Source organism: uncultured Rothia sp. (genome assembly GCF_963544205.1).
Classification (GTDB): Bacteria; Actinomycetota; Actinomycetes; order Actinomycetales; family Micrococcaceae; genus Rothia.
On sequence record NZ_CAUUDY010000005.1, the window covers coordinates 109,458 to 128,058 of the forward strand.

10 protein-coding genes and 1 tRNA gene are annotated in these 18,601 nt (G+C 61.0%); 1 reads left to right on the forward strand and 10 read right to left on the reverse strand.

Annotated elements, in window-relative coordinates:
• Positions 1-131: 131 nt before the first annotated feature.
• Positions 132-1,604 (reverse strand): NADP-dependent phosphogluconate dehydrogenase, encoded by a 1,473-nt coding sequence (gndA, locus tag RWZ58_RS04425; protein ID WP_314657696.1) that lies wholly within the window; start codon positions 1,602-1,604, stop codon positions 132-134.
• Positions 1,605-1,790: 186 nt separating this feature from the next.
• Positions 1,791-1,863, reverse strand: a tRNA-Val gene (locus tag RWZ58_RS04430).
• A gap of 480 nt (positions 1,864-2,343) precedes the next feature.
• On the opposite strand from RWZ58_RS04430, the gene aceE reads away from it, so the two are divergent.
• The gene (gene aceE / locus RWZ58_RS04435; RefSeq protein ID WP_314657698.1) at positions 2,344-5,076 is read left to right on the forward strand and encodes a pyruvate dehydrogenase (acetyl-transferring), homodimeric type; all 2,733 of its coding nucleotides are present in this window, start codon (positions 2,344-2,346) and stop codon (positions 5,074-5,076) included.
• A gap of 83 nt (positions 5,077-5,159) precedes the next feature.
• On the opposite strand, the gene RWZ58_RS04440 is transcribed toward aceE, so the two are convergent.
• From RWZ58_RS04440 to RWZ58_RS04475, 8 genes are all read right to left on the reverse strand, one after another.
• On the reverse strand, positions 5,160-6,029 hold the full coding sequence (locus RWZ58_RS04440) for a hypothetical protein (RefSeq protein WP_314657699.1): 870 nt from the start codon (positions 6,027-6,029) through the stop codon (positions 5,160-5,162).
• 753 nt (positions 6,030-6,782) lie between these two features.
• Entirely contained in the window at positions 6,783-11,156 is a 4,374-nt protein-coding gene (locus tag RWZ58_RS04445) for an amino acid adenylation domain-containing protein (protein ID WP_314657702.1), read from the reverse strand.
• Between the two features lie 256 nt (positions 11,157-11,412).
• Entirely contained in the window at positions 11,413-11,640 is a 228-nt protein-coding gene (locus RWZ58_RS04450; RefSeq protein ID WP_005507422.1) for a phosphopantetheine-binding protein, read from the reverse strand.
• A 66-nt stretch (positions 11,641-11,706) separates the two neighbouring features.
• Positions 11,707-13,407 (reverse strand): AMP-binding protein, encoded by a 1,701-nt coding sequence (locus RWZ58_RS04455; RefSeq protein WP_314657704.1) that lies wholly within the window; start codon positions 13,405-13,407, stop codon positions 11,707-11,709.
• Between the two features lie 243 nt (positions 13,408-13,650).
• Positions 13,651-15,054: an enterochelin esterase domain-containing protein gene (locus RWZ58_RS04460; RefSeq protein ID WP_314657706.1), complete on the reverse strand. Its 1,404-nt coding sequence runs from the start codon at positions 15,052-15,054 to the stop codon at positions 13,651-13,653.
• A gap of 512 nt (positions 15,055-15,566) precedes the next feature.
• On the reverse strand, positions 15,567-16,409 hold the full coding sequence (locus tag RWZ58_RS04465; RefSeq protein WP_314657708.1) for an ABC transporter ATP-binding protein: 843 nt from the start codon (positions 16,407-16,409) through the stop codon (positions 15,567-15,569).
• Positions 16,409-17,509, reverse strand: a complete 1,101-nt coding sequence (locus tag RWZ58_RS04470; protein ID WP_314657710.1) for an iron chelate uptake ABC transporter family permease subunit — start codon at positions 17,507-17,509, stop codon at positions 16,409-16,411. The genes RWZ58_RS04465 and RWZ58_RS04470 overlap by 1 nt, the downstream gene beginning before the upstream one ends.
• A complete protein-coding gene (locus RWZ58_RS04475; RefSeq protein WP_083303488.1) occupies positions 17,509-18,576 on the reverse strand; it encodes an iron ABC transporter permease in 1,068 nt (355 codons plus the stop codon). The genes RWZ58_RS04470 and RWZ58_RS04475 overlap by 1 nt, the downstream gene beginning before the upstream one ends.
• Positions 18,577-18,601: the final 25 nt, after the last annotated feature.

Genomic DNA, 18,601 nt, shown 5'->3' on the forward strand with positions numbered 1-18,601 from the left:
TATCCGCAGCGCCTCTCCCCTGTTGCACCCCTGAGACACCTCGGGGACTGCCCTATCAAGACATAACGAAAGCCCGCCCCGACCGGATTCTCATCCAGCCGGGGCGGGCTTTTGTGTTCAGCTACGGGAGCTTAGTGAACGTGAATGTCCGCTGCGTTCACCTCGGAGCGGTCGCCGCTCCACATGGTGTGGAAGGCGCCCTCTTCGTCGATACGACCGTAGGTGTGCGCACCGAAGAAGTCACGCTGACCCTGAATCAGGGATGCGGGCAGGCGGTCGCGGCGCAGGCCGTCGTAGTAGGACAGTGCGGATGCGAACACCGGCACGGGGATGCCCAGTGCGGTTGCCTTAGCCACCACGCGACGCCAGGAAGGAACGAGCTCCTCCATGAGGTTCTTGAAGGCGGGTGCCAGCAGCATGTTCGCGGGAGCTTCATCAGCGTAAGCAGCCATGATGTCGCCCAGCAGCTCGGCGCGGATGATGCAGCCTGCACGCCACAGCGATGCGATGGTGTCCAGCTTCAGGTCCCAGCCGTATTCCTTGCCTGCGCGGGTGAGCAGGTCCATGCCCTGTGCGTATGCCACGAGCTTGGATGCGAAGAGTGCGCGGCGCACATCCTCAACGAACTCGGGGTCGCCTGCACCAACGCCGGTGGTTGCAATCAGGCCGGCGGGCAGTTCGCGCTGTGCCTGCTCGCGCTGCTCACGCTCGGAGGAGGAGAGGGCGCGTGCGAACACTGACTCTGCGATAGCGGAGACGGGGGAACCGAGGTCCAGGCCAGCCTTAGCGGTCCACAGGCCGGTACCCTTCTGGCCCGCTGCGTCAACGATAACGTCAACCAGGGGCTTGCCGGTCTTTGCGTCTACCTGTGCGAGCACCTCAGCGGTGATTTCGATCAGGTAGGAGCTCAGGTCGCCTTCGTTCCAGGTCTTGAAGATTTCTGCCTGCTGTGCCGGCTCAATGCCTGCGATGGAGCGCAGAATGTCGTACGCTTCGCCAATGACCTGCATGTCGGCGTACTCGATGCCGTTGTGGACCATCTTCACGAAGTGGCCAGCACCGTCGGTGGAGATCCATGCGCAGCAGGGTGCGCCGTCCTGCGGTGCCTTCGCTGCAATCTTTTCGAGCATGGGGCCGAGGTGCTTGTAGGACTCTGCGGAGCCGCCGGGCATCATGGAGGGGCCCCAGAGAGCGCCCTCTTCGCCGCCGGAGACGCCAACACCTACGAAGTGCAGGCCCTTTTTAGCCAGAGCGTGCTCGCGACGGATGGTGTCGGGGAAGTGGGAGTTACCGCCGTCGATGATGATGTCGCCCTCATCGAGCATGGGGGTGAGCTGCTCGATCACTGCGTCGACGGGTGCGCCCGCCTTGACCATAATCAGGATGCGGCGGGGAGACTCGAGGGAGTCGACGAGTTCCTGCAGGGACTCGGTGCGGATGAAGTCGCCGTCTGCGCCGTGCTCAGCCAGCAGTGCGTCGGTCTTCTCTACGGAACGGTTGTGCAGTGCCACGGTGTAGCCGTTACGTGCCAGGTTGCGGGCGAGGTTTGCGCCCATGACAGCAAGGCCGGTGACACCAATCTGTGCCTTCTTGTTTTCAGTCATGTATATAAGGATACGCGCTGAGGGCGGGCTATATATAGGTGGAGTACAGTTTTATGCTCGAAGGAATCGCAGTTCCGACTGAATTATTTTCGTGAGCCTCCCGCCGGGTACTCTCGCGGCAGGTCAATGGGTAAATACAACCGGGTAAACAAAAACCCCGGTACCTTGCGGTACCGGGGTAATCGGTGGGTCCTACCGGGATCGAACCGATGACATCCACGGTGTAAACGTGGCGCTCTACCAGCTGAGCTAAAGACCCGTAGTTCTCACTGTTTCGTTTCCGTTCCAGTGGCGAACACAAGAGAAAACTATACGGGCTTCTACCGAAACACGCAACTCGATAGAACGTGTTCTATGTCTCAGTATTTTTTTCGTTTTCCCACTGCACCCCACACCAAGCCACACCAAGCCATAGTTGACCCCCTCCCCCCAGGCGGACCATGCCCCCTTATGCCGCACCATTCCGCCGCCCCCACCATTCCGCGCTATTTAGGTGCAAAAAGACCATAACTAGCACTTTTAATGCGCATTTTTTCCACTCAGAGAGCCACAATGCGAAACCCACATCACAAAAACCCCCATTTGAGACCAAGAGAGGCACCTTTAGGTCTAAGATAGTAGAGATAAGAAGCGAAGTAGGTCTCACAGACCTATAGCGCTTAAACACAAAGATTGTTCGACAACGCAACATCGCGCGGCGGGCGATCTCACAACCGCACAGAAGAGAGGTTGGATTAGTTTGGCTAACGTACCGAACGAGCACTCCCTGAGCACCCTTCTTGATGGCCTCAAGGACATCGACGTAGAAGAGACCCAGGAATGGGCTGAGTCCCTCGAGGACCTTATCAAGACTCACGGCACCGAGCGTGCAGAGTACATCCTTCGCGCACTGCTCAAGGAGGCTGGCGCAAAGGGCGTTAAGGTCCCGACTCTGACCAAGACCGACTACATCAACACCATCCCCGTTGATCAGCAGCCCGAGTACCCCGGCGATGAGGAACTCGAGCGCCAGTACCGCGCATGGATTCGTTGGAACGCAGCAATCATGGTTCAGCGTGCCCAGAAGAAGGGCATCGGCGTTGGCGGTCACATCTCCACCTTCGCAGGTGTTGCTGACCTCTACGAAATGGGCCAGAACCACTTCTTCCGCGGCCGTAACCACCCCGGTGGCGGCGACCAGGTCTTCTTCCAGGGTCACTCCTCCCCCGGTGTCTACTCCCGCGCATTCGTTGAAGGCGTCCTGACCGAAGAGCAGATGGACGGCTTCCGCCAGGAGAAGACCAAGGGCGCAAACGGTATTCCTTCGTACCCGCATCCCCGTTGCATGCCCGAGTTCTGGCAGTTCCCGACCGTTTCCATGGGTCTGGGCCCCCTGAACGCAATTCACCAGGCATCCTTCAACAAGTACCTGCACAACCACAAGATTAAGGACACCTCCGAGCAGCACGTCTGGGCATTCCTGGGCGACGGCGAGATGGACGAGCCCGAGTCGCGTGGTGCACTGCAGCTGGCTGCAAACGAGCACCTGGACAACCTGACCTTCGTCGTCAACTGCAACCTGCAGCGTCTGGACGGCCCCGTTCGTGGTAACGGCAAGATCGTTCAGGAGCTCGAGGCATTCTTCCGCGGCGCAGGCTGGCACGTCATCAAGGTCCTGTGGGGCTCCGACTACGACGAGCTGCTCAAGAAGGACAAGAGCGGCAAGCTCATCCAGCTGATGAACGAGACCCTCGACGGTGACTACCAGACCTTCCGTGGCGAAGACGGCGGCTACATCCGCGAGCACTTCTTCGGCAAGTACCCCGAGACCAAGGAACTGGTTGCAGACCTGACCGACGAGCAGATCTTCAACCTGCGCCTGGGTGGCCACGACGACAAGAAGCTCTACGCAGCCTACAAGGAAGCTATGGAGACCAAGGGCAAGCCCACCGTCATCCTGGCACAGTCCATTAAGGGTGCGGAGCTCGGCCCCTACTTCGAGGCACGTAACTCCACCCACCAGATCAAGAAGTTCACCATGGAAGCACTGAAGGGCTTCCGTGACCACCTGAACATCCCCATCTCCGACGAGGAGCTGGAGAAGGATCTGTACAACCCGCCGTACTACCTGCCCGAGGCAAACCACCCGGCACTGCAGTACATGCAGGCACGCCGTAAGGAACTCGGCGGTTACATCCCCGGCCGTGCAAACACCCAGCCTGAGATTATCCTGCCCGAGTCCAAGGTCTACGCACAGACCAAGAAGGGCTCCGGCAAGCAGACCGCTGCTACCACCATGGCGTTCGTCCGCCTGATGAAGGACCTCATGCGCGTGAAGGGCTTCGGTCACCGTATCGCCCCCATCACCCCCGATGAGGCACGTACCTTCGGTATGGATTCCTTCTTCCCCTCGGCTAAGCTGTACAACCCCAACGGCCAGAACTACGTGCCCGTTGACCACCAGCTGATGCTCACCTACACCGAGTCCCCCGAGGGCCAGATTGTTCACGTGGGTATTAACGAGGCAGGCGCAACCGCTGCGTTCATCGCACTGGGCTCCTCCTACGACACCCACGGCGAGCCGATGATCCCGATTTACATCTTCTACTCGATGTTCGGCTTCCAGCGCACCGGCGACGGCTTCTGGGCTGCTGCCGACCAGCTGTGCCGCGGCTTCGTCATCGGTGCAACCGCAGGTCGTACCACCCTGTCCGGTGAGGGCCTGCAGCACAACGACGGCCACTCCCCGATCCTGGCCTCCACCAACCCGGCCTTCAAGATCTACGACCCGGCTTACGGCTACGAGATTGCTCACATCGTGGAGCGCGGTATCGAGCAGATGTACGGCAACAAGGACGAAGACCACAACGTCATGTACTACCTGACCGTGTACAACGAGCCGATTCACCAGCCTGCTGAGCCGGCAAACGTTGACGTTGAGGGCATCATCAAGGGTATCCACAAGATCAGCGAGTCCCCGCTGACCTCCGGCCCCAAGGCACAGCTGCTGGCATCCGGCGTTGCTGTTCCGTGGGCAGAGAAGGCTCAGAAGCTGCTGGCTGAGGACTGGGGCGTCTCCGCAGACGTCTGGTCTGTCACCTCGTGGACCGAGCTGCGCCGCGACGGCATTGCCGCTGAGGAAGAGGCTCTGCTGAACCCGAACCAGCCCGCTCGCGTTCCTTACGTGACCCAGAAGCTGGCAGGCGCTGCTGGCCCGATCGTTGCGACCACCGACTTCGCTTCGGATGTTCCCGACCAGATCCGCCAGTTCGTTCCGAACGACTTCGCAACCCTGGGTGCTGACGGCTTCGGCTTCGCAGACACCCGCCCGGGTGCACGTCGCTTCTTCCACATCGATGCAGAGTCGGTCGTTGTCCGCACCCTGCAGATGCTGGCAAAGCGCGGCGAGGTTGCAGCAGACGTTCCCGCGAAGGCATTCGCTAAGTACGACCTGCTCAACGTGAACGCTAACTCCGAGCTGGAGCAGCACTAAGCATTTGACTGTAGAACCCCGGTTCTGCGTTAGAAGCTAAGCGATGCCCCCGGTTGATGATTCATCAACCGGGGGCATTATATTTATTGGTTTTTGAGAACCCACTCTTTATATCGGAGATAAACTTCTGATAGCTGCCGTCGCTGTTCTTCTAGTTTTGTTTCGTTATCTCGAATGAGCGGTTTTTGGTATGAGGCTACGAGGTTGGCAAGACCTTGAGCCATTCCTGTATCTTTACTGCATTGTGCTTCAATGACGCTGAGTCGAATTTCCTCTTCCGATGCCGGGGCATTATTATCACCGCTAGCACGGGTTGCATTTGATAGTTCTTTTGTACCCCATTCTTCGTCGCCTTTTCGTGGCGTTAGACCTTTATCCGATAGGCATTTCCACCATGCTTCACGGTATTTTTTCCATTCAGGATGATTCATGGCAGCTGCATAGGATTCGCCGTGGATTCGACGATAGGCTTCTGTGAGGCCACTTTGCTCTTCGAGGCTGATGCCCGCAATCTCTTTCAACGTGGCTAAGATTTCAGGCATGCACTGTTCCATGATTTTTGTGTCATAGCCCGCGGATGATGGTGCATTCCCGGATCGCTTGTAGTGTCCATATTTGGCGGAGTATTCGGGGTTCCAGAGGCCAAACTCGCGACCGGACGAAAAGAATTTCCTATCTTCTACATCCGGGATATATATTTCGTAGGATTGGCCGTGCTTTGCGAAACAGCGCTGCCTGAGAATTTCCAAGGCTCGAGTGTAATACTGGGAATTTTCATCTAAAAGGTCATTGTATTCTTCGAGTGGAGTAATGATTTGGTTGTTTTTATAGTCTAGAGTTGCTTGGGCTGTTTCATCACGTTCTAGTTGCGGGCCTGTAGAACAGGATGTGCAGGCTAACGTGAATGCAAACGTTATAGCCATTGCGGGTTGAAAGAATTTCTTGAGGTTCATAATTCTCCCTCCTTAATTGGATAAAGAATATGCGGCAGTAAAGAAAGCTGGGTTATGCTCTGGCGATAATCACCATGTAGTGCCCAGTAATACGGGTGCTTATGGAATCAGTTATTTATGCTGAACCCTATGCTGAACCAACGTTCAAGCAGGGCTTCGGGTATTGGGGAGTACCTGCTAGCTTGGGAGCGCACCCGTGGCGAAAGGATCAAGCCGCTATGTGCAGACAATACACAGGGGGGTCTGCAGCGTCATGACTACTAGGAGAATGTTCTAGAGCTTCATCGTAAACTCCTAGTGTTTTGAGAAGGATATCCTTCTGCGTGAGTGAAATACATTCTACGGCTTGGTGTATACCGAGTCGTTCTCTTAGATACGATCCCAATCCGTGTAATCGGAATCATATTTAAGAGGTGGCTACAATCTAGCACTCATTAAGGAGTCTTTTCAAGCAATAAGTGAGGCACGTGTCACAAAATTTAAGAGTGTATGTATAACAAAGGCTGTAAAATTTGGTATTTTATGCCATTTGCACACTGATGATTTTTTGCACGAATTTTTTATATGACTAAAATCACCTAAAAGATACTCTTTGTGATAATAAAGCAATGCCCCCGGTTGATGATTCATCAACCGGGGGCATTCGTTTTTAACTCGTGCTTTACCTGAGTTGCATGTCTAACTGATGTAGCCCGGAGGTAACGACTACTACCTCCGGGCTACATCAGTTATGGGGAAATCAGTTATAGAGCGCTAGCTGGCGAAGTGGCCGGTCACCTCCGCCAAACGCGCCGGGTTCACCAAATCAGGGTGCGTACCCTCCAGCAGCACCGCACGGAACGACGACGCATGCGCCGCCCAACCCGCCGCGTCCAAATACGGCTGATCCTCATGCGGCACACCCACCAGCAACACATCACCGTCCAAGAACGCCTGCTCAGCACCACGCATCAACGCCGCCGAAGCACGCATACTACCCAAGCACACGCCCAACTTCTCCTCCGGTAGGTAACCCATCGCCGAACCCGCCTTCTGCAGACGCTCCAACGTACCCGGCAGATCAAGCCGCTCATCGGAGGCAGGCTCCGGCAAACCGCCCATACGCAACAGCGCACGGAAGCTCTCCTGCTCATCCGGCGCAGGCACGCCCTGCCATTGCTCCGAAGGATACGCATCCAACAGGATGACGCGCTCAACCAGCGCACCCGCAGCCTGCGCCAGGGCCGCCACCTGCACCGCGGCAGTACCGCCCACAGACCAGCCCATCAACGCAAAACGACGCGGCAACGAACGCTCCGCCAGAGTCTTCTCAATCAGCTTCAGGTAGCCCTCAGCCAGCTCCTGCAGGCTCGACGCAAACCCAGTCTGCGGGTCAGAGAACGCCTCAGCCTGCAGAGCGTACACACCCTGCTGAGCCGGAAGATGCGAAAGGTACCCCGCATAACACCAGCCCAAACCACCCGCAGGCGGCAGGATAAACAGCGGCGCGGGAGCCTCTGTAGTATCGGGGACAACGGGCTGCTCACGCTGAGTCACAACGTGTTCGCGTAGAGGCAGAACCGGCGCGAACTCTGCACCCTCGCCACGCTCACCCGCAATGGACGCCGCCAAAGCCTGCACGGTCGGATGCGCAAACAGCGCACCGATGCTCACGCTCAGACCCAGCTGCTCCTCAACCGCGGCAATCACCTCAAGAGCCGCCAACGAATGACCACCCGAGGCGAAGAAGTCCTCATCCACGCCGAAACGCTCACGACCCAGCACGCCCGCAATAATCGAGCACAACTGCTGCTCCAGCAGACCGTGCGGACCCTCAGCATCAGAAGTCTGCGGGGTCAGATCCAGGGACGCCAACAGCTTGCGATCCGCCTTACCGGAGGGGCTCACCGGCAGAGCAGGCAGGGTATGCCACAGGGTCGGCACCATGTAGTCCGGCAGAACCTGCGCACAATGCTCGCGCGCCGCCTCCACCAGCTGCTCGGCACGCTCAGCGGGCACGTCGCCGACCTCCAGCACCGCCGCCAAGGCAGGCTCACGCAGGCCGCGGTACAGCAGAGCCACCGAGGCGGTCACGCCCTCAACCGCGGCAAGAGCCATCTCAATATCGCCCAGCTCCAGGCGCTGACCGCGCACCTTAATCTGGTAGTCCGTGCGGCCGCGGTAGCCAATGACGGCGCGACCATCGGGAAGAATCTCCCAGCACGCCAAATCGCCCGTACGGTACAGGCGCTGACTCTCACCGTTCAGCAGCGCGAGCGCACCGGCAGGAGCCTGCTCCACGAAAGCCGCCGCGGTCGCCTGCGGGTTGTTCTTGTAGCCGCGCGCCAGCTGCACACCCGACAGGTGCAGTTCACCCGTCACGCCCACCGGCACGGGGTGGCCGGTCGGGTCAAGAATCAGGGTTCCGGTGTTCCAGACGGGCTCGCCAATGGGCACGCTCTCACGCTGCGGGTCGGCGGAAGTCTCCCAGAAGGTCACGTCCACCGCCGCCTCGGTCGGACCGTACAGGTTCAGCGGGTACACGCCCAGAACCTCGCCCGCAGCCTGCACCTGGTCCTTCTGCAGCGCCTCACCCGAGCAGACCACATAGCGCAGGGGCTGCTCTCGATCCTGACCGAAGCCAGCATCAGCCAGGATGCGGCGCGCCGCCGGCGACGAGGTCAGCGCCGACAGCATGGTCGGCACAAAGTGCACCGCCGTGACGGACTGCTCGGCAATCACGCGCGCCAGGTAGGCGGGGTCGCGGTGTCCCTCCGGGGCGGCAATGACCACGGCAGCACCCTCGGCGAGAGGCCAGTACAGCTCCCACACGTGCACGTCAAAGGAGATGGGGGTCTTGTGCAGAACGCGGTCGCCCTCCCCCACCGGAATCTGGTGCTGCTGCCAGCGCAGGCGGTTGTCAATCGAGCGGTGGCTGATGGCAACGCCCTTCGGACGGCCCGTGGAGCCGGAGGTGAAGAGAACGTAGGCGTCCTCGTCCAGGCCGGTTTTCGCGCCCGGAAGCTCCTCAGCGGCGGGTGCAGAGGAGGGAACCCGTGTGGGCTCGTCAGTGCTCAGCAGCGGCAGAGTATGCTGGGGCAGGTTCGCGTGACGCGCAGGCTCCTGCGGGTTCAGCTCTTCCGCGCTCAGCGGCTGCAGACCGGGGCCGTGCAACAGCAGGGAACATTCGGCGTCCTCCATCATCACGCCCACACGCTCGGCGGGCAGATCCGGAAGCACCGGCACGTAGGTGGCGCCAGCGTACAGCAGGGCGTACAGCGCCACATACTGCTCGGCGCCGCGGTGCACACGCAGACCCACCGCATCGGAAGGGCGAACGCCCCAGTCCAGCAGCTGCGCGGCAAGCGCACGGGCGCGCTCGTCCAGTTCGGCGTAGGTGAGGGCGCGGTCAAAAGCGTAGGCGCGATCCGACTCGGGGGTGAGCACCTCACCGGGCGCGGGGGCAGAATCCAGCACCGCGAGCGCCTGCGGATGCGCCGCCACCGCGTCACGGAAGCGACCCAGCAGGGTCTTGTACTCCATCGGGTGGTCGGTAAGCGCCGGGGCGGTCAGCTCGCGCAGGGTCGCAAGCTCAGCCTCGGTCGTCAAGCCGAGGTTGTTCAGGGAGGCACCCTCACGCTGCGCCTCCGCCGCGTAGGCGGGTAGCCACTCGCTCAGGCGGGCGGCGTGGCGTTCCAGCTCCTCAGCGGTGTAGAGCGCCGGGTTCATGTCAATCTCGCAGGAGATGCTGTTGCCGCGGCCGGGCATGCCGCGCAGGGTGAAGGTCGCATCGGCAACGGGACCGGCAGAGATATTGTGAATGCGCGCGGTCGGTACCGCGGATCCGGACTCGTCCTTCGAGGGTGCCGCCAGCGGCAGTACCGCGTCAAAGGGCACCACGTTAATCTGCGCACCAAACAGCCTGGACTGGGCGTTACGCGCGGTACGCTCGAGGTCTTCCTGACGAGCCAGCGGATGCTCCGCATTGCGGGCGTACTGTTCCTTCACCGAGTGCAGGGACTCCGCGATGGGGCCGGTCGCCGCAACCTGCACCGGCAGCACGTTCACCGCGGTACAGCCGGTCTGGGCGCTCGCCGTACCCAGGGCGCGGGTCGCCTCCGGCAGGGTGCGGGCGAACATGCGGTTCATCTGCGGCACGCCGAACGAAGCCTGCGGGTAGCCGCCCACACGCGCCAGGTACGAGCCGACGGCGGCGGTCGCCAGCACGGGCCAGGAGACGGCGTGCTGCTTTGCCGCATCCAGTAGAGCCTGCTGGGTGGGCGTATCAATGCTGAACGCCAGGCGCACAGACTGCGCCGACGGGGAGGCGGTACGACCCGCCAGGGAGGTGTCTTCCTGCTCCAGGGCGCCGCTCGCCTCCCAGAAGGCGACGTCTTCGTCACGGGCGGTGGAGGCGGCATCGTCGGCGTCGAGCAGCTGCTGCAGGCTCATGCGGCGGGTTGCCGGAACCGGCTGACCGGCGGACAGGGCGCGGTATATCGCCGCCACGCGGGAGAGGCCGTTGAACGCGGCGAATCCGTCGGCGACCACGTGGGAGAAGGAATGGTACACCCAGAGGAACCCGCCGTAACGCACCACTGCGCTGCGCACGGTCACGCCCTCATCGGTGGCGAGGGGCTGGGCGAGCAGGCGCTGTGCCCAGGCGCGCACCGGCGCGGGCAAATCAGAGTCAGGCAGGGCTGATTCGGGCAAGTCAGAGGCGTTCTCCTCCCCCGCCTCGGCGGTGCCGCTCAGCTCGCTCTCCTCCAGTTCGCCCCCGTCCAGTTCGCCATCATCCACGAGCAGGTCAATGCCCGAAAGGAACGCTTCCTCGGTCAGAATCTGCTGGGAGGCGGCACCATCGGCAATGCGGGTGCGCACGCGGAAACCCTCGTTCTCGCGGTAGAGCTGCTCAAAAGCCTCACGCAGCAGAGCGAGGTCGGTGTCTGCGGGGCATTGCAGAACCTCCGCGGTGTTGTAGCAGGGGTTCGTCGGGTCAATCGCGGCGGCAAAGTAGATGCCGCGCGCGTTAGTGGTCAGCGGCAGCCAGGGGCTGTCAGCGCTGTGCTGTGCGGAGGGGTTCGCGGCGGTGCGAAGGTCGGAAGCAGTCCCGAAGCTAGCGGGTGCGGTAGTATCAGCTACGCCCATGGTGGCCTCTCAAAGGTCTGGATTAGGGGTCTGGATTAGGGATGATATGCGGTGTGTTAAAGGTAGATGTGAAAGGTAGGCTACTGCCCCGCCGCTTCACGCTGGCAGAAGTGCGCTGACAGAAGTGCACTGACAAGGGTAAACGCAGCCACACAACACGGCGTAAAACCGGCGCAAAGAAAAACGAGGCGAGTAGCAAACACCCCGGGCACCCGCCTGCATTCGCGGCAGGCGGGCACTCGGGGTGCGGTAACGCTTAGCCCAGGCGGGAGGCGATGAACTCCACGGTCGGGTTCTCCACCAGCTCGGTAAACTCAATCACGGCGCCCTCAGCGGCAAGGTCGTCGAGCAGGGCGAATGCGCCCATAGAGTCCATGCCTAGGGAGAACAGGTCGGTGGTCGGCTCGTCAAAAGCGGTCTGCAGGGAGTCGGGCTCGACGATGTACTTCTCCATGATGGGGCGCAGGGTCTCAAATGCGGACATTTTTCTCCTCAATAGGGGTAGGAATAAGGGCGTACGGTTTAGCTGAAAATGATCAGCTCAAAGGGTTTAGCCGAAAATTTCGGCAAGCTTGGCGCGCAGCTCGCGGCGAGAAATCTTACCCACGTTCGTGGTGGGCAGCTCCTGCAGAACCTGCACGCGCTCCGGGATCTTGAAGTCGGCGAGCTTCTTCGAGGTGAAGAACTCGTGCATCGTGCGGCGCGGGTTTTCGCCCAGGTCGGCACCTTCCTGCGGCACAATGACCAGGCCCACGCGCTCGCCCACGGTCTCATCCGGGATGCCCAGAACCACGGCGTCAAAAACGTCGGGGTGGGTCAGCGCCAGCTCTTCGATTTCGTCCACGGCAATCTTCTCGCCGTTGCGGTTAATCTGGTCCTTCGCGCGGCCGGTCACCTCAAGGTACTTGCCTGCGACCAATCGCACGATGTCGCCGGTGCGGTAGAAGCCGTCCTCGGTGAAGCCGTAACGGTTCGCGTTCTCCTCCAGGTAGTAGCCGCGAATCGTGTACGGGCCGCGGGTGAGCAGGTGGCCGCTCTCGCCGCGCTTGACCGGCTGGTCCTGATCATCAACAATCAGGATTTCGTCGTCGGGGCTGATCGGGTAGCCCTGAGTCCTCAGACGCATCTCAATCGGGTCGGTCGAGCGGGTGTAGTTCACCAGACCCTCAGCCATGCCGAACACCTGCTGAACGGTGCAACCGAGCACCGACTCAATCTTGCCCGCAACCGCCGGAGCCAGCTTCGAACCGCCCACCTGCAGGGTCTGCAGGGACGGCAGGGACACGCCGCGCTTCTCCGCGGAGGCGACCCACGCCTGAGCCAGCGGCGGCACCAGCGCAGAGGTGGTCACACCCTCCATCTCAATGAGGTGGAACGCAGTCTGCGGGGACGGATCCGCCGCAAACACCAGCTTGCCGGAGGTGCACATGACGCCCAGAATACCGGGCGAGCTCATCGTGAAGTTGTGCGCGGCGGGCAGCACCACGAGCATGGTCGTGTTGTTGTTCAGCTTGCAGATATCGACCGAGCCGCGCACCGAGTACAGGTAGGCGGCGTGGGTGCGAGGAATCAGCTTCGAAATGCCGGTCGTACCGCCGGAGAGCTGCAGGAACGCCACCTGCTCGCTCGCACGCAGGTTCTCGGTGTTCTGAATGACGCCGGGCACGAACTCTTCAGCGAGTTCCTCTTCGGTCAGCGGGGTCAGCGGCTCCGCAACGTCAATAGCGACCGGCGGCTCCAGGGAGTTCTTGCGCAGCTCGGCGGCAACGTCCTCGTGCAGTGCAATGAAATCCGCGCCGGGGGTCAGCGAAGAGAACACGTGCGCCGCCGCATCGGTGCGGGTCGCGAAGTGCACGAGCTCGGTGGTGCGGTGCTGCGGCAGGCAGAATACCGGCAGCGCAGCTGCCCAGAAAATACCCAGCAGGTACACCAAGTACTCGGCGGTGTTACCCAACTGCAGCAGCACGCGGTCACCCGGATGCACGCCCGCCTTCACGAGGCGCGCCGCAGCGGCACGGCCTGCCGCCTCCAGCTCACCGTAGGAGAGGCGAATCTGCTGGGGCTTGCCGTCCTCATCGAGCTGCGCGTGCGAAAGCGCCACCAGCGCCGGGAAGTGCGGCTTAGCGCGGCAGGCATCTAGCAGGAACTCGGGGATGGTCTGGTCAATCCAGTAGCCAGCTTCGCGGTACTTCGCGGCAAAAGACTCGGGGATGAGCGGCGTGGGGGCCAGGGGGCTACGTTCTACGGTCATCTTCTCTCGATTTCTGTGTCGTTTGCGATTTCTATAGCGCTCACGTTGTGTTCGCAGCGTGATGCCATCTCGTCAATGAGGGCGGGTGCGCAACCTACGCCGGGTACCCTTCGGCACCCCTCGCGGCGCGGTAGTGTTGCACTTCTCTTAGGCTGTACTTCTCTAGGATACGGGCGCGGCGGTGTTTACCCTAACGGGAACCCCGCACGCCCACCATGCGGGGTGTGCTCTACCCGTGGGGCGCTAGGCGGCATCTCGTAGATCCTCCGAGGAGCCCGGCTCACCGTCAGTCTCCTCACGGCAAGAAGCGATCATACGTTCCAACGCCGGCACAATCGCACCACGCCAGCACGCATAATCGTGACCGCCGTTGAAAGTCGTGCAACGCACATTCTTCAGGCCCAGCTTTTCCAGGCGCTCCTTCAGCTCGCGGTGAGGAGGCACCAGAACCCACTCCTGCTCCCCCACCTCAATCTCAAGGTACAGGTGACGCAGGCGATCGATCTCACCCGCCGCCTCCAGCTCGTCCAGGCGGTCCATGACCTGCGGCTGCCACAGCGACGAAGACTGCGCGATCGCGCCGCCAAACGCCTCCGGGCGGCTCAGCACCGCCAGCAAGGAGGACAGACCGCCCAGCGACTGACCGTTAATCACAATGTTCTGCGGCGCGGTCTTAATACCGTGCACCGTCTCCAGGTGCGGGAACGCGATCTCTACCAGGTAGTCGGCAATCGGGTTGTCGCCGTTCAACTCCTTCCAGCGGTTCTCACGACCGCCAGAGTGCAGGAAGAACACGTGCATCGCCGGAATACGGCCCGCCTCGTGGGCGCGGTTGAGGGTGTGCTCCATGCCCTGGCTGAACCACATCTCACCGTCGAACTGGATGAATAGCGGCGCATCCGGGGCGGGGTCACCCACACGGCCGAGCACATACTGGTGACCGTCAGAGGTCTGCATCCATTCGGGGGCGGGCAGCGCGTCAATCTCTTCCTGAGTCAGGAGGAACTCCTGCACCGGCGCATGCTCAAGCTGCACCACACCCATGCAACGACCGATGCGGTTGCACACGGTCTCGGGGTTCAGCGGGTCGCCCTCGCCGGAATCCAGGGCGGCGCGCAGGCGCACCTGGTCGTCATCGCCCAGCCAGGCGGGGCGCTCGCCGGGCAGCGCCGGCAAGAAGTTGTAGGAGGCACGCCAGGTGGTTTCCATCTGCATGCTCAGCTGCCACCAGCCAGTGCCCTCGATGCGGGCCATGAGGGAACGGTCAAGGTTCTTCTCATCGGTCAGACGGTTGATGAACATGAGCACCTGCTCCGCCTGCTCGTTGCGGTACAGGAAGGTGACGATTCGCTCGTTCTCACTGATGCTGCCGTCTTCGCGGTGCACCGGCTCGATAATGGGGGTGCCTTCGGAGACGACCTCAAGGATGCGGGCGTTCAGCTCTTCGGGGCTGACCGCCTCGGCGATAATGGCGCTAATGAGGGGGCTGTCCACGCGCGGTGCCGGTACAGGGCGCGGGATCTTGGGAGGGGCCGGGCGCACGGTCGGTGCAACGGTACGCGGGTGCGCCGAAGTAGCCTGTTCAGAAGTGTTCTGTGCAGAAATACTCTGCGCGGGAACGGTCGCGGTGGGTTCGTGCTCGCCCAACGGTTCCTCCTTGGTCTGTGGAAACACTCAATCGGTGAGAATCGGTGAGGAGGCGCATTATCGTTAGTTAGCCTCTACTACCTCACTCTATGGTATCCCTTACCCAAACTCCAGCCAAAGGGAAAAGCGAAAGAACCACAACATGACATTCATGACAGCGAGCGCGGGGTTCAAATGCAGGCCCCAATTGTAGGTCGCAAACAGTGGTCATCACAAACCGGGCAGTTAAATTGAGATGAGGCACCGAGACCGTGCATCAAACCTCTCAAGTCGCAACTTTCAAAGTCTCATGCGGCAGTCTCGGTGCCTCATCTGCGGGTTCCCAAAATGGAACCTACCCAGTGCTCGGATCCGTTCATGCGTCAAAGACGGGCGAGCACCGGGTAGGCGCCCTACGCGCAGGGGATCCTGGGTCCCTCAGATCCTAGCGTTCGCTGCTTGGCGCAATGCCGAGCTTTTCCACCCGTACTGAGACGGTTGGTGCTAACTCCCACGCGGCTTAGGGGCGAAAACTATTCGCTTTCGCGGGCCGCCGAAATAGCGTCAGCGGCAATATGAATTTCTTGGTTCTCCTTCGGAATAACCAAAGGGGTACCAGTGCATGGATCAGGAATAATGACCGATTGCAGGTCAAAAACTTCCTGAATGAGTTCCGGTGTAATTATCGCACGCGGATCGCCCTGAGCGATAATCCGGCCCTGCTTCATTAACACAACATGAGTAGCATACCTGAAAGCGAGGTTCAGGTCATGCAACACCACGGCTACCGTTCGCCCTTCGGAATGCAATTTCTTCGTCAGGTTCAGCACCTCAATCTGGTGCGTGATGTCCAGGTAGGTGGTCGGCTCATCGAGCAGAATCAGCGGGGTCTGCTGCGCCAGGGTCATGGCAATCCACACGCGCTGACGCTGACCGCCCGAAAGCGCCTCAATGGGGCGCTCAGCAAGCTCCAGCACGTTCGCCGCCTGCATCGCCTCCACACAGGCGCGCTCATCCTCATCAGACCAAGAACGCAGCAGCGACTGGTGCGGGTAGCGGCCGCGCGCCACCACATCCGCCACGGTCACGCCGCTAGGCGCCTCCGGGGTCTGCGGCAGCATCGCCAGGATCTTGGCGATAGCGCGGGACTTCATCTGCGGCAGCGGGGTACCGTCCAGGCGAACCTCGCCCTTCTTGAGCGGGTTCACGCGGGCAAGAGCCTTCAGGGTGGTCGACTTACCGCAGGCGTTCGGGCCTAGGATAACGGTCAGCTCCCCCTCCGGCACCTGAAAATCTACCCCGTTGAGCACCGTATGCTCACCGTAGGCAACCACCATGTTCTCGCCTTCAAGGCGGGTCGTCACACTAGTGTTCACTAGCCCTTCTTCCTTTCGAGGTAAATCAGGTAAATCAGGTACAGGCCGCCAATCGCGCCGGTCACCACGCCCACCTGAATGATGCGTCCGGGAACCGCGAATCGGCCAATCAAATCCGAGCCGAGTACCATGAGTGCGCCCATGAGTGCCGCGGAGGTGAAGCCCACCCCGCCGCTACGGGAGAGGGTCTTCGCGATGTGCGGTGCCGCCAGGGCGACGAAGGCAATCGGGCCGGTCGTCGCGGTCGCCAGCGAAACCAGAAGCACACCAATAAACAGTGCCGCTACACGGTACGCGTTCACGCTCACGCCCAAACCGGATGCCACCTGGTCACCAAAACGAATCGCGCCCAGCGGGCGGACCAGCATCAGCAGCAGCGGAGTCACCACCAGCAGCAGACCCAGCAGCGCGTAGGTACGCTCCCAGGTAATGTCATTCAGCGAACCAGCCAGCCAAGACGCCGCGGTCTGCGCCTGAGTCAGGGAAGCACGCACCACCAGCAGGGCGTTGAACGCCGCCAGGGTCGAACCCACACCAATACCGACCAGCACCAGACGGAAGCCATGCAGACCCGTGCGGCGCGTCAACAGCCACACCAGCACCGAGGTCGCCAAGCCACCAACAACGGCACCCAGAGCAACCTCAACGGGGCCGGAATTGAACACAATAATCTGCAGAAGCGCACCGGTCGCGGCACCATTCGTGAAACCGATAATATCCGGCGAACCCAGAGCATTACCCGAAATCACCTGGAAAATCGCGCCCGACAGACCAAGCGCCGCGCCCACCAGAAGCGCCGCCACAATACGCGCCGCACGCTGCTGAGCGAAAGCCACAGCAATCTGCTTACCCTCACCCATCAACGCCGGAATAACCTTCTCCGGGGCGAGCTTATAGTCACCCTGCAGCATGCCCCAAAACGCCAGCGCCGCAATCAGCGCCACCAGCGCAACATTCAGAATCAGCACACGCCACGGCACCTGAGCACTCAGCGGACCGCGCACAGTCAACACCGGGCGGCCGCCCAAATCGCGGCCGCTACGACGCGCAGAGCGGTTCACGGAGGCGGTTGCAGTCGAAACAGCGGAAGAATTCGACATTAGAGAGCCTCCACCTTACGACGAGTCATCAAGAACAAGAACACCGGGGCACCGGCAAGAGTCGCCACAATACCCACCTGAGTCTCCTGCGGAGCCACCAGCACACGCGCCAACACGTCAGCACACAGCAGCCACACCGGACCCAACAGCGCCGAACCATAATTCACCCAGCGCACATCATTACCGAGCAAAGCACGCACCACAAACGGCACCGCCAAACCCACAAAACCAATCGGACCCACCGCAGCAGTCGCCGCACCGGCAAGCACCGTCACCGCCAGCAACGTCAAATTCTGGGTCGTACGCACGCTCACGCCGAGGCTGGTCGCCGCCTCCTCGCCCATACTCAGAGCATTAATCGCAGGAGCCACAAAGAACGCCACCAGCACACCCAGCACAATCACCGGGCCCACCGTCGACGCGATATCCATACCGCGGCCCTCCAGCGAACCGGCAACCCACACACGGAACTCGTTATACGCATCCTGATCAGCCAAAATCAGGCCCTGTGCAATCGCCGACAGCGCCGCAGAAATCGCCACACCCGCCAACGCAAGCTTCACAATCGAGCCATCACGGCCACGACCCAGCGTATACACCAGCACCGCAGCCAACGCGCCACCAATCGTCGCAGCAATCATGTACTGCCAAATACCCATGACGCCGAAAACCACCACGGAAGCAATCACAGCCACCGCAGCACCGGCATTCACACCCATCAGGCCGGGCTCAGCCAACGGGTTACGGGTCAGCGACTGCATCAGCGAACCGGCAACAGCCAACGCCGCACCCGCCGCAAGACCCACCAGGGTACGCGGAATACGCTGCTCCATCACAATCGTCTGCGCCTGCTCAGAAGCAGTGCCATTGAAAACAGCCAGAACCTCATCCGGCGGAAGATTATTCGATCCGAACAGCAAAGAAGCAGCTACAGCACCCGCCAAAAGCACCGCAAACAAGAACAGAAAAGCCAGGCGCTTACCCAACTTCTGCCCCTGAATCACAGACCCCTGACGGGACGTACTCTCCTGCTGAACACCTCGGGACAATGAGCTCGTGCGGGCCACTATGCTCCTTATGCTCGATACAAGA